This is a genomic window from Marichromatium sp. AB31 (assembly GCF_003718685.1).
Taxonomy (GTDB): Bacteria; Pseudomonadota; Gammaproteobacteria; order Chromatiales; family Chromatiaceae; genus Marichromatium; species Marichromatium gracile.
In genome coordinates this window covers 1-26,611 of sequence record NZ_RHFI01000010.1, presented here as the reverse complement: position 1 = coordinate 26,611, position 26,611 = coordinate 1, and the positions used below count along the sequence as shown (strand labels likewise).

Sequence of the window (26,611 nt, the reverse complement as noted above, 5' to 3'; positions counted from 1 at the left end):
TTAATTTGGGTTAGCGCAGGTACTCGTCGAGGATGTCGAGCACCTCGCGCTTGAGGGATTCCGGCAGATCGCCGGCTTGGTCGATGGGCAGGAAGGGGCGCGCGGGGACAGCGGCCGGGCCAGGGGGCATGCCGGCGCGCCCGCCGAACTGATGGATGGCGGCGTACTCCTTGCCGGCTCCGACCTCGGCGAAATTCGCGCCGGCGCGGCGGCTGATGCTGCCGGCCAGCCCCCCGGTATCGCTCAGAATGGCGCCCGGCCAGTGCCCACGCCGCGCGCGGCGCGCCTTGGTGGCGGGCTTGAGGTCCCGCCAGGGCTCGCCGAAGGGGGAGCGCTCGGCTTGGAATGCGTCCTCGGCGTGGTTCTGGAGCGCGCGAGCGATGTCCTCCATCGCTGGGGATGCATCCTCGAGGCGACGGGTCAGTCGGTCGAGCGCCTCACGCAACGGACGGTCTTGCACCTCGATCGTGAAATTTGGCATGGGCTATACTCCGTCGGGGACGAGTGACGCCAGAAACTTTCTGCGCGCTGGCGCGGGGGCCGCGGTCGCGGTCGCCGGATGGAGGGACGGCAGGCCTCCCACTCGTCCACCCCTCTATAGCGACCCGCGCAGCACCTCGTACTGCCTGCTGCGCAGGTCACTAGCCTGCACCTTGAACGCCGTGCGCACCGACTCATAGGCCGCACGCTTGCGCTCGATCCGCCCGCCTTCGATGACGACCTTGGCCTTGCGCCCGTCTTGGCTTGGCAGCACGTAGAGCAGCGTCTTGTTGATGGTGTCGTACAACACCGCCTCGGGTTCAGCGAGTAGTCGCGGCACGGCCTTCCACTCGTCGGCAGACAGCGCGTTGCCGGCTGACTCATGCCGCCGCGCCTTGGGGCCGACCAGTAGCCGATCCGCGAGGACGATGCTGCCATTGGCCACCACCCCGCCGCGATCGGTCAGTGCCGCAACATCCGCTGCGCCCAGATACCCGATGACCCACTCCAAGCCGCGCGCGGCGCCCTGCGCGAGGCGGGCATCGACCCAGTCGTCGTAGGCGGCGAGCCGGGCCGGGTGCAGCGCGTGCTCACGCAACGCTTGAGCGGCCAGCTCATCAGGTAGCGTGGCGCGCACCCGACTCCAGAGTTCGATGTCGACCCAGGGGGCCGATCGCCCCGGGTTGGCATCCCACCCCGCGTCGACCCATAGGGTGCGACGGCCGCCCTCGGGGCCCGGCACGGAGACGCCGCGCCGCAGATCCAGACCCGGCGGCGCATCAGGTGCTTGGCGCGCCTCGATGCGGGCGTCACCCTCGACCTTGAGGCCGCGCGCATCGAGTTCACGCTGACTGAGATTGCGCGCGCGGCAGCGGCAATTGAATCCGTTGGGCGGCGCGACGACGTCCCACGCCGGGTCGTCGAGACGGAAGACCTTGCCGTGCAGCGCGGCGTGCGCTGGCCGGGTACTACTGTCGCGCACGGCCAGGTACTGCACATAGGGCGCACGGTCGCGCTCGATGTCGAACTGGCGCTGACGCCCGGCCATGTAAGCGCTCTGAAGGTTGGTGCGATAGATGGTCTGGAGCCGACGAGGGCTGCCGGCCTGATACGGGCGACCGTCGGCGTCGAGCCGCTGCCCCCACCATCCTTTCTTGCGGAGCGCCTCTTCGAGCTCGCTTCGAAACCAACGCTCCGTGCGCCCCTCCTGGAGCGCAGTCTCGACGGCGGAGCGGATATCCTGAAGGATGTCGAGTCGCGCGACCTTGGCCACGGTAAAGGCGCGAGCATGCGCCCCGCGCACCATCTCCCACCAGTCCCAGGTGAGCGCGTAACCTTTCGCCTCCAGATAGCGCGCTGCTTGCTCCGGTGGGAGCTGGAAGAGCGCGGCGAGCTCTGCGCTCATGCCCGCCCCCCGACCTCCAGGCGGCCGCTCGCCTCGGCGGCGGCAATGGCGCGGGTCAGTAGATCGACGAGCGCACCGTCATCCATGGCTGGATACCACTCGTCCATGCGCGCGAGGATCTGCTCAGGCGCTTGCCCCTCGGCGAGCGCCGAGAAGAGCGGCGCGAGCAGCTCATCCATCACCTGCCCCCAACCCGGGTCGCGCTCGCCCTCGGCATCGATGAGAGCCTGGGCGCCCTCACCATCACTCTCGGCGAAGGCTGGTGGATCGGCATCGAGCGACCCAGACTGGAGCCCGCCCGCCTGGGTCGGTGCCGTCGGCGGGGTGAGCAGCGCCTCCTCGCCGCTCGGCTCGGGGATCTTGGTGATCTCGTAGATGTGTCGAGCGGGAATGGGCATGAGCCTGGCCAGGCGCTCAACACCCATAGCGTACGCATTGAGGGCGTCGGGCGGGATGTCGTTGTCGTCGTCAACCCGGCGCCAGACCTTGGGGTAGGCGGCGCCGGGGTAGTTGAAGTCGACGAGCCAGCGCACCGGGCCGCGATTGAAGCTGTCGCACAGCAGGTCCGCGTCGCTCTTGACGAGGTCATCCTTGACGCCGTCTTGCACCTCGGCCTTGTACTGTCCGCCGACAGCCTCGCTGGTCATCACCTGCCCCAGGGTCAGCTTGGCGATGGCGGCATCCATGTAGTCGCAGAGCGCGGCATAGTCGGCGCCGCCGGTGCGCTTGGTCTCCAGTAGATCGATCGTCATGCCCTCGGGCAGGATGACCCCGGCGTCGGTCTGGATGGCCTGGAGGGTGGTCAGGAGCTTCTGTTGCTCAGTCGCCGTGGCGCCGGGCGGAAAGACACCGAGCGCGGTCGGGCTGCCGAACTTCTCGGCGGCGATCAACCAGAACTTGATGTTGGCGCGCTTGAAAAGGACCGGCCAGTAGAGCCAGTGGGCGAGCCCGAGACCATAGGGCTCGTCGTCATGATCGGCGCCAGTGGCGAACGTCCAGAACTTGCGCTCAGGGAGGATCTCACCCTCGGCGTTCGCCAGCGTCTTGAGTCGCAGCCGCCCCCCTCCATCGAAGACGAAACGAGTGCGGTCGCGCACGCGCACGGCATCGAGGACCACGCGCTCACCCTCGCGCGACCACAGACACTCGGCGACCGCCCAGCCGTAGAACACGCCCCAGTGCATCGCGGCGGTCACGGCGTCCCAGCGGATGCGGTCGAGCGTCTGCTTGAGCAGCTCGGCAGCCCGCTGATCGATGCGGCGCGTGCCGCCCGGGGTCACCTCCCACTCGGTCTTGGTGACGGCGAGGCGGCGCTGCTGCAGTGTGGCGCCGACCTGGGGGTCGCTCTTGACCTGCTGGTAGATCGCCCAGTCTCCGCCGCCGCGCGCCTGCAGAATGGTGTCTTGGGGAGCGAGCTGAGCCATCGGCGTGACATAGCCGCGAGTGATATCGCGCCCATCGCGCGTGCTGGCGATCTCACGCAGATCGGGGGCTGGCTCGGCGAAGTCGGCGGGGAGCAGCAGACCGCTGGAGTGGAGGCGATGCGTCATGATCAGAGTCCGTAGGCCTTCGATGCGCCGGCAACCGTGCCCCAGCCGGCGGCGGTGAGAGTGGGCGCGGCATCATCAAGGTGGTGCGCGGCGCGCTGGCCGGCGCTGCGAGCGAGCGAGTAGTCGGTCACGCCGCGCGCAAGCGCAGCGAAAGCGTCAGCGGCAGCATCGACCTGGTCATCGTGGCCGACGGGGAACGACTCCATCTCTGCCAAGAACGCCTCCGCCCATGGGCCGCGCAATACGTCGACATTCCCAGCCTGCCATTGCGCTGAAAGAGGCTCGGCACGGGTGATTTTGTCGCTGCTAGGGCGGCGAGCGGATACCGAGTACCCGGCCAGCCCAGCGATAATCGAGGCGGCTTGGTCTTTCCCGGCCTGCCCGGGGTCTTGTGGGATAGTTATTTTCGTGGCATGCCCGTCCTGCTGAGCAACGGCAGATAGCGTCTGGCGCACGCGGTGCGCGCGAGCGCGCAGATGCGCCACGTCCAACACAACGTAGCGCCCGTTTTTCTGCAGCCCCATCAATACGCCAGCTGTTGCGTCGGGGCTGGGGCTGTCCTGCGTCGGCTCAGTCCCCGCCAGATCCCAACTGCGCACCCGCTCAACGATGTCGGTCGGCGCAACATCCAGCAGGGTGACGGCGTGGCGAGGGAAATAGAGCCCGGCGGCGGGGCGCACGCGCCAGTTACCCTCAAGCAGGCGCGCACGCTCAACGCGCCCCAGTGCCTTCAGGTTGGCCAGATACCCCGGGTCGCGCTCGAGCAGTGCCTGGTTGTCGAACACGCTGGCCGGGATGAATGTCACACTCTTGGCGTCCTCAGGGCTCACGCCGTGCGCCTGTGCCAGCGCCTCGCGCGAGTCAGCCCAGTGCACCGCGTCGTCAACGCGGACGAAGTAGCGCAGCGCGCCGGCGCGCTCCGGGATGGGGAGGCCGCTCTCGTCGTCGATCCACCAGCCAATGAACTCGGCAACCCAGGAGTCGGCATCCGGGTTCGTGGTGGCGCGAACGTAGGGGCGCACGCCGCAGGTCGAGCGGTTGCGGCTAAGCATGTAGAAGAACTGGGCGCGCGAGAAGTGGGTCAGCTCATCGAAGCAGATCAGCGGAATCTGGGCGCCCTGCCAGTTCAGGACGTCAGCCTCCTGATTGAGATGCCCGAAGGTCACCCGCGCGCCGGCCGGGAACGCGAACCCGAGCTTGGGCGACTTGAACGGGCGAGCACCGGCCTGAGGGTAGAGCTGCATGGCGCTATCCCAGAGTCCACCCTCGTTGGTGATCTGCGTCGACTCGCGACGGAAGATGACGGCACCAAACTCGGCCAACCCGCTATGGCGCATCCCCTCGAGCAGCAAAGCGAACGTCTTGCCGCCGCCGGCGCTGCCCCCGTAGATGACGATATCCGCCGGGCTCGACAGGAACTGCTCCTGTGGGCCGGGCTGCGGACGGATGATGGTGTCAGCGGTCATTGTCTGGGAGGTAGAAGACGACCGGGGAGGCACGGTCTTTTGGTTTCTCTGATTCCTCCAGCCCCCATGCTGCGCGCTCGCCCTTCTGTCTGATCGCCAGCATCTCGGCGCTGATCTTGGCGAGCTTGCCCGCATCAAAGTCGACCGGGACGGAGCCGAAGCGCTCTCGGTGCGCGTCCCAGTCGTCTTGCTGGCGACGCACGACAGCGGCAGCACGATCCGCCGCGGCATCCAGGGCGGCGGCCTTTTTTTGCGGGTCACCGACGGTCACCACGCCGGTCACCTTCTCGGTCACCTTGCGGCGCACCACCTCGCCGACGTCCGTGCCGTCCCCCCACGACTCCTTCTTGGCGCGCTTGACGATTGCGGCCTTGCTTACGCCGTGGCGCGCAGCGAGCTCACCAAAGCTCGCGCCCGCCTCACGATCTGCGCGCACACTCTCCCACTGGTCTGCCGTCAGTCTTGGCATCGCCCGCTCACACCCCGCTGCGCGTCACTTCCCACAGCAGCACAGCCAACGTGCCCGTCGTCCCAGCGATAGCTGCAACCTGGGCTGAAAACTGCCTCCTCCGATCACGCGCCTCGTCGACCATGTGCTGCTGCAACGCGAGCTGGACCTGATGAACATCGGCGCGCGTCGCGCCAAGCTCTGCGCGCACATCGTCGACGAGCTCGGTGAAGATGCGCACCGACTCGCGGGTGATGGCATGCTCCTTGGAGAGCGTCGTCAGCCCATCACGCAGCTCGCGCGCCTCAGCCTCGACGCGCTCGACGCGCAACCGCAGCTCGCCGACCTGATGCTCCAGCGATGCAGTCACGGATACACCGCCCGATCGAGCTCGAAGTGCGGGCCGTCACGAAACCGCGGCCAGTCCCCACCCCAGCGGATCGCCACCCCCAACTCGACGGCGGCGGCCTTGAAGGCGGCGGCGATGCGCGGATAGAGCGGCCAGTCCCAGCGCACGCCGCCATCGACCCAGGCGGCGACATCGAGCGCGTGCCCGGTGAGATGGCGCGAGCGCAGGGTGCGCGATGCCCCGGCGGCGACCAGCGCGCGCTGACGCGCCTCGGTGCGTCGCCCCTCGGTGACGACGAAGTCGACCTCGGTCAGCTCCAGCGCGCGCTCGGCCACGCGCACCAGATCGGGATGCACGCTCCTCAGGGCGCGACGCGAGCGCTGACTGAATCGGAACGCCATCTCAGTCTCCCCGGCGGATCTCACGGATTTTCGAGACGACAGCCGCGACCGTTGCGACCAGGGCCAGGACGGCGTTCGCGGCAACCGTCAGCTCATCGACGGTGTCGGTCACGGTAGCGGCCACGGACGAGCCGGCAGCCGCGCCAGCGGACGCGGCGGCGAGCAAGCGCCCGCGCAACAGGGATGTCAGTAGGCTATCGCTCATACGAGCGTCTCCGGTTGGTTGTTGACATCCACAGCATCGCCGCCTGCTGGGCACCTGTCAGTGAATCCGGGTTAGCGCGCCCGCCGATCCGCCCGCTCCCGCCCCTTGGCGCGCGCGACGATGCGGTAGACGGACATCTCATGGATGTCGTACCGGCGCGCCAGGGCGCGAGCGCTGGCGACGGTGCCGTCGTACTCGTCGGCGATCGCCCGATCTCGGCGGCGACGCTCGATCGCCGCCGCCGAGCCCACATAGACCTGCGAGCCGCGATACCGATCAAGCAGCGCCGCGGCGATCTGCTCGGCGGCGAGCAGCGCCTGCTCGCGCTCGAGCAGCGGCGCCAGGGTCTGGAGTGCTACGCCCTCCAGCGTGTCGGCGAGATCCATCCAGTGCCTCCTCATGCTGCGCTGATCCGTATCGTGAGGCCGCCACCCGGCAGCCCCTCGCCAACCTCCGCGCCAATCCGCACCACCTGCCGGTCGTTGTCGTAGGCGGTGCCCTGCAGTGCGTCGAGCGTCGGCTTGATGATGTTGTCGAGATCGAGGCGCTGTCGGCTCGGGCGCCCCTTGGTGGTGAGCCGCGGATGCAGCACCAGCGCCACCGCGACATCGCCACTGGTCGATCTGATCCCAGCGGCCTTGGCTCGCCATGCAGCTTCACGCTGCCAGCGCTCCGCGTCCGCCGACGGCACGACCCGCCCACGGACGTGACGCCACATCCGGTTGGCGCTGGGCGGGTAAGGGAGTAGCACCTCAGTCACCCTCGGCCTCCTGCGCCGCCCTGGAGGTCGATGTCCCTGACGACGAGGCCCTGCGCTATGCGCGGCTCCCCGTCTCGCCCCTGGTACTGCCGCGGCGGCTCCAGCTCGCCGGATACCGTCACCTGCAACCCTTTCGCCAGGTGCTGCAGCAGCGCTTTGCCGCGCGAGCCGAACAGCACGCAGTCCAGCCAGTGCGTCTGGCGGCGATCGCCCCAGCCGATATCGCTGGCCACCCGAAACCGGACCAACTCAGTCCCCGACGGGGTTGTGCGCGATTCAGCGTCAGCGACCAGGCGCCCCGTGAAGGTGCAAATGTTCATGCTGCCTCTTGCTCCTGTGATCTGCGCTTGGCCTCGGCGACCAGGTCTCCAAGCGGGACGGCATCCGAGTCGACGCGCGACCCGAACACCGGTGCGCGCCGAGGCTGCGCGGTCCGCTCGGTCTCGCGCGCCTTAAGCGCCGCGAGCTGCTCGGCGCGTCTGCGCTCACGGTCTGCGATCTCGTCATCCGAGGGCGCATCTTGGCGCTGCTCGCCACCGAGCGCTGCTCGCAGCCCTGCCAGATGCTGCCGCCCTCGCTCGCGCTGCTCGGCCCACGTGCCGTTGGGCAGGGCGGCCTGCTCGGCGCGCTGGCGGGCCATCAGTGCCTCCCGGGCTCGCTGCTCTGGAGTCGAGTCGCCCTCAAGGCAAGCGCGCCGGAACTTCGCGATGCTCGGCGCCCAGTCGTAGTGCTCCCGGGCGTAGCGGATACCGCGGTCGAGCTGCTCGGGCTTGAGGCCCGCAAGGCCCTCGCCCCACTCTCCGGCGAGGCGATCAGCGCCGGCCAGCGCAACGCGGTCATGCCAGTCGCGAGGCCAGCAAATGGCGAACTTGGCGAATAGCCCGTCGATCCACATGCGCGGCAGCGGCTCAGTGCCAGGGCATGTGCTCGATCGCATCTCGCGAGCCTGAGTCGTCCGTGGGGGCTGGGTCGTGCCAGGGGTCGGGCCGTGTCCAGTCGTGGCGCTCGAAGTTGCGTTTGAGTTCGTCTGCTGCATGCTGCCTCCGGTCTGCGGTGGTTTGGCGTGCGGGCTTTGGCGGGAACAACCCCGTCCAGCGGTTCGAGATGGTGGCCTCGACGACCTGTCGCTGCTGCTCGGTGGTGAGTGGCGCGAGGATCTTGGCGTTCGTCTTGCGGGCTCGATCGGTCAGCGGCTTTCGGATCTCGCGGCGGTGCGCCTCGAACTCGCGCCAGATGTCCGGGTCCACCGAATCGGGTAGCGCGAACGACGGGGGGGTATGGGGGGTAGTTTCTTCCGGTATACCGGTATCCGGATGTGTGCCCCTCTTCCCCGCCTCCGGGTCTGCCTCACGTCTGCCCCGCATCTCCGGCGAGGCCGCGTCATTGCTGGGTTTCTGCCTGCCCCGCTTGCTCTGCCCCACGTCTGCCACACGTCTGCCCCACTTCTCGGAGGCAGACGAATCCGTATCGGCCAAGGGGAGTCGAAAAACAAGCCGCCGATCAGCCGGGATCTTCTCGATCAGCCCCGCCTTCTCCAGCAGCTCCAGGGCGTGACGGATGGCCTTCTGACTGGGATCGCCAGCATCGCGCCGCCCCTGCCCGTGCTCGACGTGCAGCGTCTCGGCGAGCCCTCGCAGCGAGATCCCGCGCCGCTGCCCGACGATGCCGCTGGCGTAGTCCATGTGTGGGCGCAGCGCGCGCAGGTAGATCAGCTGGGCGCTCCACGGCAGTCCATGGAGCGCGTCATCCTCGGACTCATTCCACGCTGTGCGCCGCACTGGACACCTCCCGCGCCTCGCGCGCAAACCGCTCGCCAGAGGCCAGCATCCGCCGCTCCAGGCGCCGCATCGCAACAGCCTCAGCCCAGTCGCCCCGATACTCCAGCGCACGCCACCGCGCTTCGGCACGCCGCGCCACGGCGCGGGCATGCTCGGCGAGGCGCAGCATCTCCGCAGAGATCGTCCGATCCATCACGCGCCCCCTACGGCGCGCAGCGCCCGTCGCTCCTCGGCCTGAGTCTCGGCCTCGGCCAGGGCATCCAACCGCGACAGCAGCTCCAGATTGGCACGGACGGCGGCCTCCACTCGCTGGCGGATCTGGCCCGCCTCGGCCCGGGTGATCTTGCGGTCCTCGAACGCCTGATGGATCTCGTGATCGACGGCCCCGCGTGCGGCGCCAAGCGTGGTGATCCGATCGAGCAGATCCGCATCGGAGCAATCAGAGAAGTCGCCCAACGTGTAGCAGCCCTGCCCCAGCTCCGCGGCCATCGCATAGAGGATGCGCAGATCCCCGGACAGCAGCTGCATCGCCAGCGCCTCGTAGACGTTGAGGCGGTGCCCCTCGTGCGTCGTCGATACCTTGTTGAAGAGCGTGCCGGGGTTGGCGGCCATCAGCCGCGCCATCGCAGGCACACCACCAGGGAAGTCGTGAGCGGTGTCGTAGATGGCGCGGTTCAGCGCCTCGGATGAGCACATGTCAGTCTCCTGTCGGCGTTAACGGTGTGGTGGGGCGACGGCGTGGATATGCTGCAAGGGCATCGGGTGCCCCGCGCCGTTAATCGCGATCGTCGCCGTGCGGGCGGTCCGCGGGGCGCGAGCCCTCGGGACAAGCCAAAGCCTTCAGGATCGCCACCAAGGTGGGGCGCAAGTCGTCGGGCGCCCTGGGCGCGACAGAGACCTCTCTGGTCGGAGTTGAGTCGTTGTTGGGCATGCCGGGTCTCCTTGGTGGGTTAGGCGGCGGCGCGGGGTGTTTGGGCGGGGTCGTCCAAGTTGCGGAACACTTCCGGGCGTGCGAGCCGCAGGAAGTCCAAGCGGTACTCAGGGATACCGTTCTTGCGCCACCCAGAAACGGACGGCGGGCGGATCTTGCAGAGCTTGGCCGTTGCGGTTGTGCCGCCGATACCGTCAATCACGGCGTTTGCGTCGATAGCAGCGTTTTTGTCCATATCGAAAATGTTAGGCAAAACTAATCGCGCGGTCAAGGATCGCTTAAGCCCACCTATTTTTCAAGGTGTTAGGCTTCCCTACATGAAAACGACTTGGAATGACCGCCTCCGAGACGCCCTGACTGCGCGCGAAAAGTCGCCGGCAGAGCTCTCACGCGCTGTCGGCGTGAAGCCGCCAACGGTGCACGGCTGGTTGCATGGCGGCATCAAGAACCTGAAGGGGGAGAACCTTGTTCGGGTGTGCAGCTATCTGCACATACGCCAGGAGTGGCTGCTATATGGGCGCGGAGAGATGGAGGAGCAGCCGCGACACGAGCAACCACCAGCAACCCCCGCGAACGACCCGGGGGATGACCCGCGACTATCGGAGCTGCCGGCGAAATACCAAGCGATCATCAGACTGCTGGAGGGCTTCCCGCAAAGTGAAGTCGATCAGCTCGTGCATGATCTTGGTGAGAAAAAATCGTACTACGACCGGCTCTTGAAGGAGCTTCTGGAGAACCGTAGGGCAGCCGGTTGATCGCTCGCTAATCCATCGAAGTTAGGCGTGATTCGTCCCGCCTAACTTTTTTCTTGACCTGATTGTTAGGCATGGCTAACATCTGTCTCGAAGCCGCAACTAATGCGCAACCGAGGGAGACCACCATGCACCCCGACATCGACACCGCCTACGCCGAGCACGACTACCGAGCTGACCAGCTCGCCAGCTGCGAGACGCGAGCCGACATGCTCGCGAAATTCCCCGGCGCCGACGGCCCGCAGGACCGCGCCGGCATCGACTACGAGGTCTGGGATCTGGGCCACGGCCTGTATGCCGGCATCTGCGAGTGCGGCCACGTCTGGGAGCACTCCTGGCAGACCGAGACGCACAAGTGCCCGCGCTGCGCCGCTGAGCTGGCTGAGGCCGTCGATGCGGTCCAGGTGCTGATCGAGGACCACCGCAATCTCGATGACGCCGAACTGGCTCAGCTCGCCCGAGATGTTGATGCGTTGAGGCAAGCGCTGCGCGCCGAGGTGCATCAGCGGGTCGAGCGGCGGTATGCCTCGCGGCAGGGCTGCCTGCCGCTGGAGCGGAGGGCCGCAGCATGAACGCATCCACACCAGCGGACAGTCTCTCGGCACTGATCGAACAGCTCACCGTCGCCGAGATCGAGCGCCTGTCCGCCGAGCAGCTCCAGCAGCTCGACACCCTGCTCTACTCCGCGCACACCCGCGTCGTCGAGGCGCGTTATGTGCGGGCGTTCGAGGATCTGCACTTGGCGGGGGTCGCAGCATGAGCATCCACCCAACCCACACACCCTGGCGCCCGCTGCGCCCACGCCTGCCGGACGCGAGCAGTGGCTGGCGTCCGTCTCACACGGCGCGCATCACCTGCCTGTCCGTGCGCCCGCAACCCGAGGCCACCGGCCCGGCATCGCTCACGCTGGCCGATCGACTGCTCGGGCGGCTGGCCGACGGATCCGCGATGAGCGTCGCCGAGTTGGCCAACGCCGCCGACACGACGGCAGCCCGCGCCAAGCACGCGCTCCGTGCGCTGCGCGAGGCCGGGCGGGTCGAGGTCGTCGATAGCCGATCCGGGCGAGAGCGCCGGTATCGGCGCACTGACTCCGTGGCGCGCCGCGCCGAATTTCGCGGGCCGATTGCACCGATCGCTCCGAAGACCCCGTGGAGGTAGCTATGCACACGATCACGATTCACGTCGCCGACAGCCGCAACGCCGCCGAGATCGCCGCGTGGCTGCGCGAGGTCTGCGCCGGCGTCCACCAGGACGGCGCAGGCGGCATCGTCGCCGTCGATCGCACGCTGAGCGACGCCGAGCGCGCTGCGCTCCCGCCGCTGCCGCGCACTCGGGCGCAGGCCATCGGCGGCAACGTTCTGCCGTTGCGCCCGGTGCGTCGCTGGCCGCCGTCGCGCCCGGGGCGGACGGGGGGGGATGCGGCATGAGTAATCAACTGAGGGCGTATCGCGTGTCGGCGGTGGACTCCGATGACGGCATCTACTTCGCCAATAACGCGAGCGGCGCCAAGATCAAGGCACTACTGCAGGCACGAGAGGCCGGATTCAACATCAATTTCAGTGACCTACGCGTCCGCCGCGCCCCCGAGTTCGACGGCGCCACCTGCCACGGCACAACGCCAACGTGCGGCGTTTTGCCGGAATACCTGGACGTGCCAAGCGAAAAGCCTGGAGGTGGCCAGTGACTCGCACACGCCTGATCTCCACCTGGACGCTCCTGCTCGGCGCCTCGATCGCCCTGCAGGTAGCCATCGCTCTCATCACATGGAGGCTCACGTCATGAGCGCTCGGAGCGACGCCTATACCGCCATCGCGCTCTGCGGGCTCGCTGCTCGCTGCGGCTGCCGCGTCATCGCAGCCACGGCGCACGCGGGGCGCCCCATGGTGCGCGTCGATCGCGCCCCTGATCCGCGGCGGCTGCGGCTGCGCCGCCGGGTCGACATCAACGCCGCCCGCGTCTCCGGCGTGCGGCTCACGTGGAGGGCCTGAGATGGCTATCGACGATCTCCGGCGGATGATCGCCGGGCAAGGGTTCGAGGATGATGTCGAGGCGTGTCTCGACCGGGCTGGCTGCAGCGAGGGTGCTGACGAATTTGCCCGCTCCTCCTGGCCGATCCCGGGCATCCGCGACGAGCTGGTCAGCGCGACTGACGGACTGATCCAGATCCATCGAGCGATCGGCGTCGCGCCGAGCGAGGCGCTGCGGGCGGCGCTCGAGGAGCACGTCGCCGCACTCCGCGGGCTGACCGATGAGCTGATCGACCGGGTGCAGGCGCCCGGCGAGGGGGTGCGTGATGCGGCCTGATCTGATGGAGCTGCTCGCCCGGGCTGATCGGGCGTTGGGCATTGGCGTCGCTGCGACGCTGGTGGGGGCACTGCTGCTGGTCGCGTTGGTGGCGGGAGGTGGGGCGTGAGTGCGGTAGCGATCGCTGCCAATGAGGCCACCGGTGTCTACGACATCCCGAACGAGGCTTACCACTCCGGGCCCGGTATCTCGAAGAGCCAGCTCGATCTCGCGCACCAGGCGCCGGCACTGCTGCAGTGGGCGCGGCAGGCGCCGCGCTCATACAGCGGCGCGGCTCACGCGGGCAGCGCGATCCATACCCTACTGCTCGAACCGACCGAGTTCGACCAGCGCTATGCGGTCGGGCCGGATTGCGGGCGGCGCTCGAACGCAGACAAGGCGCGCTGGGCCGAGTTCGAGGCCCAGCTCGACGGGCGTATCGCGCTGACGCTGGAGGAGCGCGAGACCCTGGAGGAGATGCGCCAGTCCGTGCTGGCACACCCTGAGGCTGCCGCACTGTTGCAGTTGCGCTCCGGGGTGGCTGAGCGCTCGGTGTACTGGCGTGACGTCGAGACCGGGCTGCTGTGCCGGTGCCGCCCAGACTGGTGGGCGCCCATGTACCGGGTCGTCGCCGACGTCAAGACCACTGACGACATCAGCAAATTCCATTGGTCCGTACGCGACTACCGCTACGACGTCCAGGAGGCGTTCTACTCCGACGGCCTCGCCGAGGTGACCGGTGAGCCCCTCGACGCCTTCCTTTTCTTGGTTGTCGGCAAGCGCCGAGAGATGGGGCGCTACCCGGTCAGGGTCTTCGAGCTGGACCGCGACGCCATTGAGCGTGCCCGAGCCGAGTACCGCGCCGATCTCGCCATGATCGCCTCCTGTGAGCGCACCGGCGATTGGCCCGGCGTCCAGAAGCTATCCGTACCCGCCCGTTACAACTGAGGATCTGACATGACCACTGAACTCGCAACCACCACCAACCGCCCGCAGCGCGTGTCGCTGATCGCGGCAATGGCCAACCGCTACCAGATGGACCCCGAGGCATTCACCAAGACGATCCGCGCGACGGTCATGCCCTCCGGCGCAACCAACGAGCAGATGGCTGCGTTCCTGCTCGTCGCTCACGAGCACGACCTCAATCCGATCACCAAGGAGATCTACGCATTCCCCGCCAAGGGCGGCGGGGTCACGCCGGTCGTTGGCATTGACGGCTGGATCAATCTCGCGCAGCGCCGCCCCGAGTTCGACGGCCTCGAGCACGAGTGGGAACACGGCGAGCGCGGCGAGGTGATCTCCTGCACCTGCCGGATCTACCGCAAAGACCGCTCGCGCCCGATCGTCGTGACCGAGTTCATGGATGAGTGCCGCTGCGGCACCGCCCCGTGGAAATCACACCCGCGCCGGATGCTGCGGCACAAGGCCACGATCCAGGCTATCAGGTATGCGTTCGGATTCGCCGGCATTCGCGACGAGGACGACGCCGAGGTCATCTATGCCAATGCGACGGTGGTCGACCCCAAGCCCAGCAACGTGACCAACCTGAACGCCCGGCTCGCGGCCAGCGTCGAGCGTGAGAGCCCCGCCGCAGGCAGCCAGCCGCCACCGGTGGCGCCCCAGAGCCCGGAGGTGGGCGACCCCGAGCCGACCACCGATCACCGCTCCAGCGCTGGCCCCAGCACCAGCGCTGACGCGGCCTCGTCGCCGAGCGATGCCGCATCGGTCACCGCTCACGAGCAGGCGCCGGAGGAGGTCGACGGCAACCTCGACGACGGAGATAGTGGCGTCGACGCCCGCGGCATCCCGTGGGATGGGCGCGTCCACTCATCGAGCCGGGCTCGCACGGCCGACGGGGCGCGGCGCCGCAAGCGCGGCGTCGACCCGGCGCTGGTCGAGCGGATCGAGCGGGAGCTGATGACTGATGGCGACCCGACCGCCAATCCGCCGTCAGACGAGAGCGGCCAGGACCAGGCTCAGACCCAGGGCCAACCGGACGCGCCGCCGCTCACCATCGACCGCATCCTGACCGGCATCGCGTCCGCCGAGGATCTGGACACGATCGACGAGTGGCTCGACCTGTCGCGCGACATCAACCCTAGCGTCGCGCGAGGCGACCAGATCAGGCGCGCAGCAAACGAGCGGTGCGCGTACCTGGAGGCGCGCGCGGCGCGGACCTGACCCCACTCACCAGTGTGCCCGGCTTGGCGCCGGGCGGGAGAATCGCATGTTCAAAAACGCCAGACTCTATCGCCTCGAACAGCCGGTCCGCATCGACGGACAGGAACTCGAGGCCCAGCTCGACGGGCGCAGGTTCCGTCCCTGCGGTCCGCTCGAGACCGCGACCATGGGCTGGAGTGCGCCGCTCGGCGAGGACGGCGGCGCCTTGGTCCATCCCCTCGAGGGTTGTCTGCTGATCTGCGCGCGCAAGCAGGAGCGTCTGCTGCCGACGGCGGCGGTGAGGGAGGCGCTGGAGGAGCGTATCGGCGAGATCGAGGCCGGCGAGTCGCGTGAGGTCGGTCGTACCGAGCGGCGCCGGCTGCGCGAGCAAATCGTCGACGAGATGCTGCCGCGCGCCTTCACCCGTTCGCGTCGCACCCTCGCCTACCTCGACACCAAGAGTGGCTGGATGGTGATCGACGCGGCCACCGAGAAGCAGGCCGAGGAGGTCGTCTCGCTGCTGCGCGAGACCCTGGGTGGCCTGCCGGCGCTGCTGCCGGCGCCGGGCGAGCACCCCGCCGAGGCGCTCTCGCGCTGGCTGCTCGAGGACAGCGCCCCGGCTGACTTCACCGTCGGCGACGCCTGCGAGCTGCGCGATGCTCGCGACGAAGCCGACGTGGTACGGATCAGCGGCGGCGACCCCACCAGCGACGAGGCGCTCGCCCACCTGCGCGCCGGCAAGCGGGCAGTCAAGCTCGCGCTGACCTGGGACGAGCGCTTCAGCTTTACCCTCGCCGACGACCTGTCTCTGAGGCGTCTGCGCATGACCGAGGGGCTGCTCGACACCCTCGACGACGAGATCGAGGACCCGGCGGCACGCTTTGAGGCCGAGTTCGCGCTGTTCGCGCTGCAGCTGCGCAACCTGCTCGCGCGGCTTGAGATGGTGTTCGGGCTCGGCGAGGTGCGTGCCGGAGACTCCGAGGCCGCCGACCCACTGCTCGACGAGGCGGTGCAGATCGTCACGGAGACCCGCCACGCCTCCATCTCTGGGGTGCAGCGCCGGCTTAAGATCGGTTACAACCGCGCCGCGCGCCTGATCGAGGAGATGGAGCGTATCGGCATCGTCAGCCCGGCCGAGACCAACGGCAACCGCGAGGTCTTGGTGCAAGAGGTCGCGCGACGATGAGCGAGATTAAATGGCAGGAGTTCAACCACGATCAGTGGCTGAACGGCATTTACTGGGTAGCCGGGGTGAGCCCCGAGGATGCGGATGTTGACTGGCGCCTTGTCGGCTGGCCGACTCACCCTGTCTGCTTGCCGATTGGAGGGCCTGTGCGGCGCGTGGCTATGGTTTACGCTCGTTTCGACCCGGACGATCCAGAGGCGGAGCTAGAGGTCTCCCCTGTTGATCGCTGGCACCTCGGTTACTGGCCCGATGACGCCACCCTGACGCATTTTGCGAAGGTAGTGGCGCCTGTCCATCCCGGTGGAGCGAGCGAGGATGCGCGGGATACCGAGACGGACGTGAATTGGCCTGACGGGGTGGAGCGATGAGCGCCTCACACCCGGAATCCACCCGCCGTCGCGCCTGCGAGCTGATCGAGCACGGCTCGAGCATCAGCGCCGCAGCCGATGCGGTCGACGCCGATCGCCATACTGTCGCGCGCTGGATTGGCCGGCGGCGGGCGCGGCGGGCTGGAGTGCGGTCGGTGACTGTGCGAGCGGGGCGGCATGAGTGGCGCAGCCTGGAGTGGTCGCGATGAGGACGCTAGACCTGCACGAGGCCGCAGAGTTCCTGCGGATGCACCCAGAGACGCTGCGCCGGCGCGCTGTCGCTGGCGAGATCCCGAGCGCGAAGCCCGGCAAGTGCTGGGTGTTCATAGAAGCTGACTTGGTCGACTGGCTGCGCAGCCGCTACGATGTCCGGGCGCGGGCGCCTGGAGAGGAAAACCGATGCTCTACAAACGCCCAGATAGTTCCGTTTGGTGGGTCCGCTTCACGACACCAGACGGCAAAAGAGTACGCCGCTCTACTGGAACGGAAAACAAGAGCGCCGCGGAGGAGTACGAGGCAAAGCTGAAGCAGGATCTCTGGCGCGTCAGCCGCCTGGGGGAGCGGCCGACGCGGACTTGGCAGGAGGCTATCGTGCGATGGGCGCGAGAGACCGAGCACAAGGCCAGCCACGCGGATGATCTTTGCCACTTGCGCTGGCTGGATCAGCATCTATCAGGCGCTACGCTCGATCAAATCGACGTAGACCGGATCGACGCCCTGATCGATGCAAGGAAGTCGGGCGGCGCAAGCAATGCCACGATCAACCGGATGCTGGCTCTCGTACGCGCCATCCTGCGGCGAGCCGAACGCAGGTGGCGATGGATCGACCGAGCGCCCTCTATAGCACTACTACCCGAGCCGCGGCAACGCATCCGCTGGCTGACCAGGGAGGAGGCTGACCGACTGCTCGCCGAGCTACCCGAACACCTGGAAGCCATGGCTCGGTTCAGTCTCGCGACCGGACTGCGTGAGGCGAATGTGACGGGGCTGGAGTGGGCCCAGGTAGATCTCGCGCGCCGCGTCGCCTGGATCCACCCAGACCAGGCGAAGACGCGACGCGCGATCGGGGTGCCGCTCAACAACGACGCGGTGCTGGTGCTGCGCCAATGGCAGGGGCGACATCCTCGCCGAGTCTTCGTCTATCGCCGGCGGGACCCGGCGGGCGACGACACCAAGTGGATGCCGATCAGCAAAGCGGGGAAAGGCGCTTGGCACAAGGCGCTTAAGCGTGCCGGGATCGAGAACTTCCGCTGGCACGATCTGCGTCATACATGGGCGAGTTGGCACGTGCAGTCAGGGACACCGCTACATGTCCTGCAAGAGCTGGGAGGGTGGCAGTCCATCGCAATGGTGCAGCGCTACGCGCATTTGGCACCAGAACATCTGGCCGAGCACGCATCTCGGATCGAGAGCGGCATCAGACCCGTTGACACGATTCTGGCACGGTCGCGCCACAGGTAAAAAGAAAGGCGGCACGGATGAACCGTAACCGCCTGTTCTTTAAGAGTTATATGGTGCGCCCTGTTGGGTTCGAACCAACGACCACCTGATTAAAAGTCAGATGCTCTACCAACTGAGCTAAGGGCGCCGAAGACCGAGAATTATACGTAAACCATCGGCGCAATGTAAACCCTAGCGTCCGCCAGCGCCCTCGACCTCGTCGAGCCGCGCCAGACGCGCGCGGGCCAGGCGCGACTCGGTGCTGTTGGGGTAGTTGTCGATAACCTGTTCGAGGCGCGCGCGCGACTGCTCGAAATCGCGCTGCTCGAAGTGGATGTAGCCCATCTTCAGCAACGCACCGGGGACCTTGGGGCTGGCCGGGTGACGGCGCACCAGATCCTCGAAGGCGGTCAGCGCGGCGTCGTAGTCGCGCTGACCATAGAAGGTCTCGCCGAGCCAGTAGCGGGCGTTGTCGGCATAGCGGCCCTGCGGATAGCGCCCGAGCAGCGACTCGAAGGCGGCACGGGCCTGGTCGTACTTGCGCGCCTTGAGCAGATCGAAGGCCTTGCCGTAGGCGTCGCGTTCGTCGCCGGCGGCGGTCTCCGGGCTCGGCAGCGAGGGGACGCCGGCACCGGGACCACCGGCGGGCGTGGCCGGTCGAACCGGCGCGGGCTCGGGCTGGTTGATATCGACCGGGGCCTCGAGCGCGGCCGGCGGCTCCGGGGTCTCGGGGCGCGCGCGGGCGCCGTTGAGCCGGGCGTCGATGTCGATCGACTGCTGGCGCAACTGACGCTCGAGACGCTGGATCTCGAACTGCTGGACCTCGACCTGACCGCGCAGCGCCTGCATCTCGCTCTGCAGTTGCTGGAGCTGGAGCTCGATGTCCGAGCCACGCTGGTGTTCGATGACGCGCTCGAGCCGCGCCACCCGGTCCTCGAGCCGGGCGTCGACGGCGAGTACCGGCGCGGCGGCGGCGCTCAGCACCAGGGTGACGACGACCCCGAGGCCGCCACGAACTCTCTGCGGGACTCGCATTCGCGCCTCCTCAGTACTCGATGACCACACGCCGGTTCAGCCGCCAGGACGACTCGCTCTGTCCCGGCGAGGCCGGACGCTCCTCGCCATAACCGATCACCTCGAGCTGATCGGCGCGCACCCCCTCGGCGAGCATCACCCGGCGCACCGAATCGGCGCGCTGATCGGAGAGCGCGAGGTTGTACTCGCGGGTACCGCGCTCGTCGGTGTGACCCTCGAGGGTGACGCGCACCTGCGGATGGGTGCCGAGATAACGGGCGTGGGTGCGGATCAGCGCCACGTACTCGGGGGCGATCTCGGCGTTGTCATAGCCGAAATAGATGACGCGTTTGGAGAGCGGGTTGGCCGGGTCCTCCCAGGGACCGGCGTAACGGGCGTCCTCGCCGTCGATGCCGGCGGTCGAGATCTCCGCGCCGGCGCCGCCGCCGGGCGTCCCGGCCGCGCCGTCCACCGCGGCGCCGTCCGCGCCCTGACGTGGCGTGGTCGAGCACCCGGCGAGCACCAGCAGGAGGACGCCGGGCAACAGGGACCAAGGGTGGATGCGCATGAGTCTGACTCCTTACTGCACCATGGGTGACCAGGCCGGCTCGCGCACCTGGTCGGTTCCCTGGGTGAGACGCTGATTGGCACCGCCGTCGACGGCGGCGGCGGCGAGCACCGCGCGACCGCCATGGGTGGTGGCGTAAATTACCATGCTCGAATTCGGCGCGAAACTCGGCGACTCGTCGAGCGGCCCGCGGCTGAGCAGACGCGAGAAGCCGCGCTCGACGTCGAGCAAGGCGATGCGGAAGGCGCCGTTGATCCGGCGCGCCATGGCGATCGAGCGACCATCGGGGGCATAGACCGGGGAAGCGTTGTAGTCACCCTCGAAGCTCACCCGGGAGACCGCCCCGCCGCTGGCCGGGACGCGATAGATCTGCGGATTGCCGCCCCGCCCGGAGGTGAACACCAGGTGCGAGCCATCGGGCGACCAGGCCGGTTCGGTGTCGATGGCGAAGTGATCGGTGAGCCGGGTGAGCGCGCGCGAGTCGAGATCGAGCACATAGATCTCGGGATTGCCGTCCTTCGACAGGGTCATTGCCAGACGCCGGCCATCGGGCGAGAAGGCCGGCGAGCTGTTGATGCCGGGGTAGCTCGCCACCCGCTCGCGCCGACCGCTGGCCAGCTCCTGCACATAGATCGCCGGACGGCGGCTCTCGAAGGAGACATAGGCGATGCGGCGCCCATCCGGCGACCAGGCCGGGGACATGATCGGCTCGGTCGAGGAGACGATCACCTGCGGGTTGTAGCCGTCGGCGTCGGCCACCTGCAGGGTGACGCGGGCGTTCTCGCCGTGGCCGGTGGCGCTGATATAGGCGATGCGGGTGGCGGCCACGCCGGGGATGCCGGTCAGCGTCTCGTGGATCTGGTCGGCGATGCGGTGCGCGGCGTTGCGCAGCCCGGCGGCGGTGGCCGTCAGGGTGGCGCCGGCCAGACGCTCGCCGCGGAAGACGTCGTAGAGGATGAAGCTGATGCGGTAGCGCGCGCCCTCGCGCACGACCTGCCCGATCACCAGGTTGTTCATGTCGAGCAGGCGCCAGTCGCGCAGGTCGACCTCCTCGTGGGTGGTTGGCTGGTCGAGCATGTCGCGTGTCGGCATCGGCGCGAAGCGACCGGTGCGGGCGAGATCGGCGGCGATCACCGCGCCGGGATCGACCGAGGCGCTCCCGCCTCCCGCGAACCCGAAGGGCACCACGGCGATCGGTTGCGCGGCCTCGACCCCGCCGGTGATCTCGATGTTCAGCCGCGCCAGCGCGGTGCCGGGCAGCAAGACCGCCAGGAAGGCGCAGAGGATGAGCAACGATGAGATGGATCGGGTCATGACACGCCCCCCTGATCAGGGTCGGAAGGTAAAGGTGAATTCACGGAACTGGTCGAAGAGCGCCCCGCTGGGCACCGGTAGCGGCTCGGCGCGCCACAGCGCGGCGAGCGCTGCCTGATCGAAGGCCGGGGTGCCGCTGGAGCGCTGCATCGCCACGCTCCCCGGGACGATGTAACCCGCCGAGGTCACCCGCACCTCGAACTCCACGCTCAGCCCCTCGGACATACCGGGCGGATAGGCGAAGTGCTGGCGGACACGGTCCCCGATCACGCCCTTGTAGTAGTCGACCTGGCGCTGCTCGGCGCTGCTCAGCCCGCCACCACCGCCGCCGGCGACGACCGGCGGCGATCGGCGCGCGGTCTCGGTCTCGGCCGCCTCGGCCTCGAGTCGCTCGGCCTCGCGCGCGATCTCGTCCTCGAATCGCTGCCGCTCGAGTTCGGCCATCTGCTCGGCCTCGCGCTCGATGCGCTCCTGGCGCGCCGCAGCGGCTTGGCGTTCGGCCTCGCGGCGGGCTGCCTCTTCCGCAGCTCGGCGTTCCGCCTCACGGCGTGCGGCCTCTTCGGCAGCGCGACGCTCGGCCTCGGCACGGGCTGCGGCGGCCTGACGCTCGGCCTCGCGACGGGCGGCCTCCTCGGCGGCACGGCGTTCCGCTTCACGGCGCGCGGCCTCTTCAGCGGCACGGCGCTCGGCCTCGGCGCGAGCCGCAGCGGCCTGACGTTCGGCCTCGCGACGGGCGGCCTCCGCGGCGGCGCGGCGCTCCGCCTCAAGACGTGCGGCCTCTTCGGCGGCGCGACGCTCGGCCTCGGCGCGCGCCTCGGGATCGAGCCGTTCGCGCACCTCCTGGACACGGGCGCTCAGTGCCGGGTCGCCGAGCACGCTGGCCTGGACCACGCGCGGGCGATCGCCGCCGTTGCTCGCGTCCTGGGTGAAGCGCACGCCGACGAACAGCAGCAGCGCGAACAGCAGATGCAGCCCCAGCGACCAGTAGAGCGCCCCGGGGTCACGCCGCAGGATCTGCAACATGGTCAGGGTCCGTCATGCTCCGGCGGCAGGGTGATGAGTCCGACCTCGGCGGCCCCGGCGGCCTGGGCGATCACCATCGCGTTGACCACCCGACCATAGTCGACGGCGCTGTCGCCCTTGACCAGCACCGGTGTCTGCGGGGCGTAGTCGAGGACCTTGCCGATGCGCTCGAACAGCGCCTCCTCGCCCACCGGTTGGTCGCGGTCCTCGCCGATGTCGATGTAGTAGTCACCGAACTGATCGACGCTGATCACCACGGAGTCACCACTCTCGGAGGTGACCGCCCCGGCCTGGGCACGCGGCAGGTTGACCTTGACCCCCATGGTAATCATGGGGGCGGTCACCATGAAGATGACCAGCAACACCAGCATCACGTCGATATAGGGGACGACGTTGATCTCGGCCACCAAGCGGCGGCGATTGCGACTGCGCGCGCGTCTGCTCAAGGCTCGGATACTCCCGGGGCTCAGCCCCGCCCCTGACGTTGCAGCAAGGTCGAGAACTCTTCCATGAACTCCTCGTAGCGGTTGCTGAGGCGCTCGACCTGATCGGTATAGCGGTTGTAGGCGACCACCGCGGGGATGGCGGCGAACAAGCCGATGGCGGTGGCGATCAACGCCTCGGAGATACCCGGCGCGACCAGCGCCAGGGTCGCCTGTTCGACGTTACCGAGGGCGTGGAAGGCCTGCATGATGCCCCAGACGGTGCCGAACAGTCCGACATAGGGGCTGATCGAGCCGACCGTGGCGAGGAAGGCGAGGTTGTTCTCAAGCCGGTCGAGCTCGCGACTCAGCGCCACCCGCATCGCCCGCTCGGAGGCCTGCAGCACGGTCATCGGGTCGACGCCGGCGGCCTTGCGCATGCGCACGTATTCCTTGAAGCCGGCGCGGAAGATCGCCGCCAGCCCGCGCGCACTGCGCCCATCCTGTCCCAGCTCCTTGTAGAGTGCGCTGAGATCGCCGCCGCTCCAGAAGCGTTCCTCGAAGGCGTCGGCGAGCTTGCGCGCCCGACCGAGCACCCGCGCGCGATCGATGATCATGGTCCAGGAGACGACCGAGGCGAGCACCAGGATCAGCAGCACCAGCTGCACCACCAGGCTTGCCTGCATCACCAGGGCCAACAACGACAGATCAGAGGTCATGATGGGTCACTCCGCGACCGTGCGGCGAATGTCGGCGAGCAGCCGGGGCGGGATGCGCGTCGGGCGCAGCGCCTCGCCCGCGGCATCGATACAGCCCACCTTGACCGTGCCCCGGCAACAGAGTTCGCCGTCGGCCTCGCGCACCAGCTCCTGGTCGAAGGCCATGCTCGCCCCGCCGATCCGGGTCAGCCGGGTATGGACGTTCAACCGCTCGTTGAAGCGCGCTGCGGCGAGATAGTCGATCTCGACACGACGGACCACGAACATCACCCCCTCGCGTGCGCGCAGCTCGTCCTGCTCGTAGCCAAGCTCACGCAACCATTCGGTGCGCGCACGCTCGAAGAAGCGGAGATAATTGGCGTAGAAGACCACGCCGGCGGCGTCGGTATCCTCGTAATAGACACGGATCGGCCAGATGAAGCCGGACTGGGCGGGTTGGCTGGATGTGGGCACGGAACTCGAAATCACCGGATGGCTTGATTCTCAAGGACCGGCAGTGTATCGAAAACCGCCGCATCCGGCATCCCGCAGCCGGCGCCGACGACCGACCGGCGGCCACCCCGACCACCCATCACCCATCGCGCAAGGAGTCATCATGTCCCTCTTATCCCGTCTCCAGGGCCGACGCGGCGAGCACCTCGTCGTCCTCCAGTTCGTGCTCTTCTTCGGCTTCGTCCTCACCCCGAGCTGGAACCCCTGGCTCACCCCCGGCATCCTCGAGGCGATGGCGCCACTGCGCTGGGCGGTGCTGATCGCGCTCGGCACCTTCGCCATGGTGCTCGGCGCGGTCGGCTCGATGCACATCCGCGACTATCTCACCCCGCTGCCCTACCCGGTCGAGCACAACCAGCTGGTCCAGCACGGGATCTATGCCCTGGTGCGCCATCCGCTCTACAGCAGCCAGCTGTTCGCCGCGCTCGCCTGGGTGCTGTTCAGCCTCAGCCTGACGCATCTGGCGATCCTGGTGATCGGCTTCCTGTTCTTCGACTACAAGGCCGGCAAGGAAGAGGGGTGGCTGCGCGAGCGCCACCCCGAGTATGCCGACTATGCCCGCCGGGTGAGCAAGTTCATCCCCTGGATCTACTGATCGGTCGCCGGACGCTCGGCGCTGGCGAGCACGTAGTCGAGTCCGGCGAACACGGTGTCGGGCTCGAGCCACAGCCCGAAGCGCACCGCCGTGCGCAGCGCCGGCGGCAGGGTCGAGAGCCGCTCGGGATTGGCGCGCAGATAGGCGTGCAGCGGGGCATAGACCCGGTCGCGGATCGACTCGACCTCGACCCCGGTGAAGCCGCAGGCACGCAGCCGCTCGGCGTACTCGGCGCGCGGATAGGCGTTCTCTGCCGGGATCGCGAACTTGGTGGCGACCTCGCGCCACGACCACCGCTGCGCCAGCCGCCGCGGCCAGCCTTCGGCCGGCGCCAGCGGCAGGATGTCGGCGAGCACCAGCCGCCCGCCCGGACGCAACAGCCGCAGCGCCTCGGCGAAGAAGCGCTCGCGGGTACGGAAATGGAAGGCGCACTCGAGCGCGACGACGATATCGAACGACCCCGGCTCGAGTCCCGGCTCGGTGGCCGAGCCCTGGCGCAGGTCGATGCGCGCCGACTCGCCGGCGGCGGCCACCCGTTCGCGCGCCAGCGCCACCTGCGAGCCGGTGACATTGAGCCCGACGATGGCCTCGGGGCCGAGGGTGCGCATCCACTGCAGGTCCTGCTCGCCGAAACCGAAGCCGAGATCGAGCACCCGCTTGCCCGGCGCCATGCCGGCGCGCGCACCGACCAGATCGACCAGGGCGCGGCAGGCGGCATCGAGTTCGTCGGCCTCGGCCCAGTAGCCGAGGTTGAGATAGTGCCCGCCGGCGGCCGGGGAGTCGGTTCCGAGCAGGTCGTAGACGGCGCTCACCGACAGCCGGCGCAGCGGGTTGTAGATCCAGTCGAGCAGCGCGAGCGCGCGGCGCGGTGGGTTGCGGGTCATCCAGGGCTCCTCGATCGCAGCAGCGATCCATTGGTCTCGATACCGCGCCGCCGGGGGCGACGCATCAGGGACAGGCGGCGCGCGGCTCAGAGCTGCGCGCGCGGCGCCTCGCAGTGGGTGCCGATACAGCGATAGACCCGCGGACGCGGCCCGGGTGCCATGGCCGCGAGCACCGGCGGCAACGACTCGGCGTCCTCGGGGATGGCAAACACCAGTCGATCGGCGCGATAGCCGCGCTGCGCCTCGCGCCGCCAGCTCGCCAACAGCTCGTCACTGGCGCGGATCACCAACTGCTCGGGTGGGTCGAGCCATTCGTCGAGGGCGCAGAGCAGGGTGGCGTGGGCGTGGGGCAGCCGGCGCATCGCGGTCGCGGCCAGACGCAGCGTGCCCTCGGCGGCGGCGAGATAGCGCGGCTCGCCGACCAGATGGCCGAGACGCTGCAGCGCCAGCGCCGCGACCCCGTTGCCCGCGGGCAGGGTCTCGTCGGCGAGCGGCTTGGTGCGGTGGATCAGGCGTTCGTGATCGTGGGCGGTGAACCAGAAGCCGCCCGCCTCGGGGTCGTGGAAACGCGCGAGCAGGGTCTCGGCCAGCTCGATGGCGAACGCCAGATCAGCGCTCGACCAGCGCGTCTGCAACAGGTCGAGCACTGCGGCGAGCAGCAACGCGTGGTCGTCGAGATAGGCGTCGAAGGCCGCGCGACCGTCGCGATAGCTCGCCAGCAAGCGGCCATCGCGCCACAGTCGCTCACGCACGCAGCCGAGCGCCTGCTCGGCCGACTCCAGATAGTCGTCGCGCTCGAGCACCCGCGCGGCACGGGCCATGGCGCCGATCATCAGCGCGTTCCAGGCACCGAGCACCTTGTCGTCGCGGCCCGGGCGCACGCGCCGCTCGCGCTCGGCGAACAGGGTGGCGCGCGCCGCGCCGAGCAGCGACTGCACCTGTTCGAGGGTCAGCCCCTGGGCGGCGGCCACCGCCGCCGGGGTGAGATGGCCGTGCAGATGCCAGCGGCCCTCGAAGTTCGGCGGACGGTCGAGCCCGTAGACCGCGGCGAAGGGACGATACTCGGCCTCGGACAGCAGCGCCCGGACCTGCTCGCGCTCCCACAGATAGAAGCGCCCTTCCTCGCCCTCGCTGTCGGCATCCAGGCTCGAGTAATACCCCCCCTCGGGCGACTGCATCTCGCGCAGCACCCAGTCGGCGGTGGACTCGGCGGCGCTGCGAAACAGCTGCTCGCCGGTACAGGCGTGGAGGTCGCAGCAGAGCGCGAGCAGCGCGGCATTGTCGTAGAGCATCTTCTCGAAGTGGGGGATCATCCACTGGGCATCGACGGCGTAACGACAGAAACCGCCGCCGAGCTGGTCGTTGAGCCCGCTGCGGATCATCCGCTCGAGGCTGACGCGGGCCATCTCCAGCGGTCCGGGCGCATCCTCGCCGGGGCGATCACCGCGCGCCGCGCTACGCAGCAACAGCGCCAGCTCCGGGGCGTGCGGGAACTTGGGCGCGGCGCCGAAACCGCCGTGCCTGGGATCGAAACTCACCGCGAGCTGGTTCAGCGCCGCACCGATCAGGTTGCGCTCGGGGGGGCGTTCGCCGGGCTCGGGTTCGAGCCCGGCGAGAT

General features: G+C 68.6%; 37 protein-coding genes, 1 tRNA gene and 3 pseudogenes. 16 read left to right on the top strand and 25 right to left on the bottom strand.

Annotated elements, in window-relative coordinates; all coding sequences use genetic code 11:
- Positions 1–10: 10 nt before the first annotated feature.
- From EBL84_RS09275 to EBL84_RS09205, 15 genes are all read right to left on the bottom strand, one after another.
- Positions 11–481, bottom strand: a complete 471-nt coding sequence (locus EBL84_RS09275) for a phage virion morphogenesis protein (protein ID WP_123140568.1) — start codon at positions 479–481, stop codon at positions 11–13.
- 114 nt (positions 482–595) lie between these two features.
- Positions 596–1,885, bottom strand: a complete 1,290-nt coding sequence (locus EBL84_RS09270; protein ID WP_123140567.1) for a phage minor head protein — start codon at positions 1,883–1,885, stop codon at positions 596–598.
- Complete coding sequence (locus EBL84_RS09265; RefSeq protein ID WP_123140566.1) at positions 1,882–3,435, bottom strand: DUF935 domain-containing protein; 1,554 nt, start codon at positions 3,433–3,435, stop codon at positions 1,882–1,884. Before EBL84_RS09265 ends, EBL84_RS09270 begins: the two co-directional genes overlap by 4 nt.
- Positions 3,436–3,437: 2 nt before the next feature.
- Entirely contained in the window at positions 3,438–4,901 is a 1,464-nt protein-coding gene (terL, locus tag EBL84_RS09260; RefSeq protein WP_123140565.1) for a phage terminase large subunit, read from the bottom strand.
- Positions 4,891–5,370 carry a hypothetical protein gene (locus EBL84_RS09255; protein WP_123140564.1) on the bottom strand — a complete coding sequence of 160 codons (480 nt, stop codon included), beginning with the start codon at positions 5,368–5,370 and terminating at the stop codon, positions 4,891–4,893. The genes terL and EBL84_RS09255 overlap by 11 nt, the downstream gene beginning before the upstream one ends.
- A 7-nt stretch (positions 5,371–5,377) precedes the next feature.
- Entirely contained in the window at positions 5,378–5,719 is a 342-nt protein-coding gene (locus EBL84_RS09250) for a hypothetical protein (RefSeq protein ID WP_123140563.1), read from the bottom strand.
- Positions 5,716–6,099 carry a M15 family metallopeptidase gene (locus EBL84_RS09245; RefSeq protein WP_123140562.1) on the bottom strand — a complete coding sequence of 128 codons (384 nt, stop codon included), beginning with the start codon at positions 6,097–6,099 and terminating at the stop codon, positions 5,716–5,718. The genes EBL84_RS09250 and EBL84_RS09245 overlap by 4 nt, the downstream gene beginning before the upstream one ends.
- Before the next feature lies 1 nt (position 6,100).
- Positions 6,101–6,304, bottom strand: coding sequence for a hypothetical protein (locus EBL84_RS09240; RefSeq protein ID WP_123140561.1), 204 nt, complete (start codon positions 6,302–6,304; stop codon positions 6,101–6,103).
- Positions 6,305–6,375: 71 nt separating this feature from the next.
- On the bottom strand, positions 6,376–6,690 hold the full coding sequence (locus EBL84_RS09235) for a Mor transcription activator family protein (protein WP_160330990.1): 315 nt from the start codon (positions 6,688–6,690) through the stop codon (positions 6,376–6,378).
- 11 nt (positions 6,691–6,701) lie between these two features.
- On the bottom strand, positions 6,702–7,064 hold the full coding sequence (locus tag EBL84_RS09230) for a RusA family crossover junction endodeoxyribonuclease (protein WP_148040283.1): 363 nt from the start codon (positions 7,062–7,064) through the stop codon (positions 6,702–6,704).
- Positions 7,061–7,384: a single-stranded DNA-binding protein gene (locus EBL84_RS09225; protein ID WP_123140559.1), complete on the bottom strand. Its 324-nt coding sequence runs from the start codon at positions 7,382–7,384 to the stop codon at positions 7,061–7,063. Before EBL84_RS09225 ends, EBL84_RS09230 begins: the two co-directional genes overlap by 4 nt.
- Positions 7,381–7,959, bottom strand: coding sequence for a hypothetical protein (locus EBL84_RS09220; RefSeq protein WP_123140558.1), 579 nt, complete (start codon positions 7,957–7,959; stop codon positions 7,381–7,383). Before EBL84_RS09220 ends, EBL84_RS09225 begins: the two co-directional genes overlap by 4 nt.
- 13 nt (positions 7,960–7,972) lie before the next feature.
- Entirely contained in the window at positions 7,973–8,842 is an 870-nt protein-coding gene (locus EBL84_RS09215; protein WP_123140557.1) for a hypothetical protein, read from the bottom strand.
- Positions 8,820–9,035, bottom strand: a complete 216-nt coding sequence (locus EBL84_RS09210; protein WP_123140556.1) for a hypothetical protein — start codon at positions 9,033–9,035, stop codon at positions 8,820–8,822. Before EBL84_RS09210 ends, EBL84_RS09215 begins: the two co-directional genes overlap by 23 nt.
- Entirely contained in the window at positions 9,035–9,538 is a 504-nt protein-coding gene (locus EBL84_RS09205) for a phage regulatory CII family protein (RefSeq protein ID WP_123140555.1), read from the bottom strand. Before EBL84_RS09205 ends, EBL84_RS09210 begins: the two co-directional genes overlap by 1 nt.
- Positions 9,539–9,895: 357 nt before the next feature.
- Here EBL84_RS09205 and EBL84_RS09195 point away from each other — a divergent pair, with 357 nt between their 5' ends.
- The 15 genes and pseudogenes from EBL84_RS09195 to EBL84_RS09130 all read left to right on the top strand — a co-directional run bounded on the left by EBL84_RS09195 (position 9,896) and on the right by EBL84_RS09130 (position 17,983).
- Positions 9,896–10,528, top strand: a complete 633-nt coding sequence (locus tag EBL84_RS09195; protein WP_190287927.1) for a helix-turn-helix domain-containing protein — start codon at positions 9,896–9,898, stop codon at positions 10,526–10,528.
- A gap of 125 nt (positions 10,529–10,653) precedes the next feature.
- A complete protein-coding gene (locus EBL84_RS09190; RefSeq protein ID WP_123140552.1) occupies positions 10,654–11,097 on the top strand; it encodes a hypothetical protein in 444 nt (147 codons plus the stop codon).
- A complete protein-coding gene (locus tag EBL84_RS09185; RefSeq protein WP_123140551.1) occupies positions 11,094–11,285 on the top strand; it encodes a hypothetical protein in 192 nt (63 codons plus the stop codon). Before EBL84_RS09190 ends, EBL84_RS09185 begins: the two co-directional genes overlap by 4 nt.
- The gene (locus tag EBL84_RS09180) at positions 11,282–11,683 is read left to right on the top strand and encodes a helix-turn-helix domain-containing protein (RefSeq protein ID WP_123140550.1); all 402 of its coding nucleotides are present in this window, start codon (positions 11,282–11,284) and stop codon (positions 11,681–11,683) included. Before EBL84_RS09185 ends, EBL84_RS09180 begins: the two co-directional genes overlap by 4 nt.
- Before the next feature lie 2 nt (positions 11,684–11,685).
- Entirely contained in the window at positions 11,686–11,952 is a 267-nt protein-coding gene (locus EBL84_RS09175) for a hypothetical protein (protein ID WP_123140549.1), read from the top strand.
- Positions 11,949–12,209 carry a hypothetical protein gene (locus EBL84_RS09170; protein ID WP_123140548.1) on the top strand — a complete coding sequence of 87 codons (261 nt, stop codon included), beginning with the start codon at positions 11,949–11,951 and terminating at the stop codon, positions 12,207–12,209. Before EBL84_RS09175 ends, EBL84_RS09170 begins: the two co-directional genes overlap by 4 nt.
- 94 nt (positions 12,210–12,303) lie before the next feature.
- Complete coding sequence (locus EBL84_RS09165; RefSeq protein WP_148040282.1) at positions 12,304–12,513, top strand: hypothetical protein; 210 nt, start codon at positions 12,304–12,306, stop codon at positions 12,511–12,513.
- A gap of 1 nt (position 12,514) precedes the next feature.
- A complete protein-coding gene (locus EBL84_RS09160; protein ID WP_123140546.1) occupies positions 12,515–12,829 on the top strand; it encodes a hypothetical protein in 315 nt (104 codons plus the stop codon).
- A gap of 105 nt (positions 12,830–12,934) precedes the next feature.
- Entirely contained in the window at positions 12,935–13,756 is an 822-nt protein-coding gene (locus EBL84_RS09155; RefSeq protein WP_200189339.1) for a PD-(D/E)XK nuclease-like domain-containing protein, read from the top strand.
- 9 nt (positions 13,757–13,765) lie between these two features.
- Positions 13,766–14,989, top strand: a complete 1,224-nt coding sequence (gene bet, locus EBL84_RS09150) for a phage recombination protein Bet (RefSeq protein WP_123140545.1) — start codon at positions 13,766–13,768, stop codon at positions 14,987–14,989.
- Between the two features lie 46 nt (positions 14,990–15,035).
- Positions 15,036–15,860 (top strand): annotated as a pseudogene (locus EBL84_RS09145) (recombination-associated protein RdgC); the annotation flags it as partial.
- A 78-nt stretch (positions 15,861–15,938) separates the two neighbouring features.
- Positions 15,939–16,154 (top strand): annotated as a pseudogene (locus tag EBL84_RS17570) (DNA translocase FtsK); the annotation flags it as partial.
- On the top strand, positions 16,151–16,522 hold the full coding sequence (locus EBL84_RS09140; RefSeq protein WP_123140543.1) for a hypothetical protein: 372 nt from the start codon (positions 16,151–16,153) through the stop codon (positions 16,520–16,522). The pseudogene EBL84_RS17570 and the gene EBL84_RS09140, both read left to right, overlap by 4 nt.
- A gap of 205 nt (positions 16,523–16,727) precedes the next feature.
- Positions 16,728–16,871 (top strand): annotated as a pseudogene (locus tag EBL84_RS17565) (helix-turn-helix domain-containing protein); the annotation flags it as partial.
- A gap of 50 nt (positions 16,872–16,921) precedes the next feature.
- Positions 16,922–17,983 carry a site-specific integrase gene (locus EBL84_RS09130; protein WP_123140541.1) on the top strand — a complete coding sequence of 354 codons (1,062 nt, stop codon included), beginning with the start codon at positions 16,922–16,924 and terminating at the stop codon, positions 17,981–17,983.
- Between the two features lie 51 nt (positions 17,984–18,034).
- On the opposite strand, the gene EBL84_RS09125 is transcribed toward EBL84_RS09130, so the two are convergent.
- The 8 genes from EBL84_RS09125 to ybgC form a co-directional block, all read right to left on the bottom strand.
- Positions 18,035–18,110, bottom strand: a tRNA-Lys gene (locus tag EBL84_RS09125).
- Between the two features lie 44 nt (positions 18,111–18,154).
- A complete protein-coding gene (gene ybgF / locus EBL84_RS09120; protein ID WP_123140540.1) occupies positions 18,155–18,997 on the bottom strand; it encodes a tol-pal system protein YbgF in 843 nt (280 codons plus the stop codon).
- Positions 18,998–19,007: 10 nt separating this feature from the next.
- Positions 19,008–19,544, bottom strand: a complete 537-nt coding sequence (pal, locus tag EBL84_RS09115; protein ID WP_123140539.1) for a peptidoglycan-associated lipoprotein Pal — start codon at positions 19,542–19,544, stop codon at positions 19,008–19,010.
- Between the two features lie 12 nt (positions 19,545–19,556).
- A complete protein-coding gene (tolB, locus tag EBL84_RS09110) occupies positions 19,557–20,858 on the bottom strand; it encodes a Tol-Pal system beta propeller repeat protein TolB (RefSeq protein ID WP_123140538.1) in 1,302 nt (433 codons plus the stop codon).
- Between the two features lie 15 nt (positions 20,859–20,873).
- The gene (tolA, locus tag EBL84_RS09105; RefSeq protein ID WP_123140537.1) at positions 20,874–21,881 is read right to left on the bottom strand and encodes a cell envelope integrity protein TolA; all 1,008 of its coding nucleotides are present in this window, start codon (positions 21,879–21,881) and stop codon (positions 20,874–20,876) included.
- 2 nt (positions 21,882–21,883) lie between these two features.
- Positions 21,884–22,327: a protein TolR gene (gene tolR / locus EBL84_RS09100; protein ID WP_005223674.1), complete on the bottom strand. Its 444-nt coding sequence runs from the start codon at positions 22,325–22,327 to the stop codon at positions 21,884–21,886.
- Positions 22,328–22,347: 20 nt separating this feature from the next.
- Positions 22,348–23,022, bottom strand: a complete 675-nt coding sequence (gene tolQ, locus EBL84_RS09095; protein ID WP_123140536.1) for a protein TolQ — start codon at positions 23,020–23,022, stop codon at positions 22,348–22,350.
- A 6-nt stretch (positions 23,023–23,028) separates the two neighbouring features.
- Positions 23,029–23,475: a tol-pal system-associated acyl-CoA thioesterase gene (gene ybgC / locus EBL84_RS09090; RefSeq protein WP_123140535.1), complete on the bottom strand. Its 447-nt coding sequence runs from the start codon at positions 23,473–23,475 to the stop codon at positions 23,029–23,031.
- 142 nt (positions 23,476–23,617) lie between these two features.
- Here ybgC and EBL84_RS09085 point away from each other — a divergent pair, with 142 nt between their 5' ends.
- The gene (locus tag EBL84_RS09085; protein ID WP_062277524.1) at positions 23,618–24,109 is read left to right on the top strand and encodes an isoprenylcysteine carboxylmethyltransferase family protein; all 492 of its coding nucleotides are present in this window, start codon (positions 23,618–23,620) and stop codon (positions 24,107–24,109) included.
- On the opposite strand, the gene EBL84_RS09080 is transcribed toward EBL84_RS09085, so the two are convergent.
- Together EBL84_RS09080 and EBL84_RS09075 are read right to left on the bottom strand one after the other, a co-directional pair.
- On the bottom strand, positions 24,103–24,993 hold the full coding sequence (locus EBL84_RS09080) for a cyclopropane-fatty-acyl-phospholipid synthase family protein (protein ID WP_123140534.1): 891 nt from the start codon (positions 24,991–24,993) through the stop codon (positions 24,103–24,105). The genes EBL84_RS09085 and EBL84_RS09080 overlap by 7 nt on opposite strands.
- A gap of 86 nt (positions 24,994–25,079) precedes the next feature.
- Positions 25,080–26,611 (bottom strand): thioredoxin domain-containing protein (locus EBL84_RS09075; protein ID WP_148040281.1); only part of this gene is annotated, 1,532 nt, incomplete at its 5' end.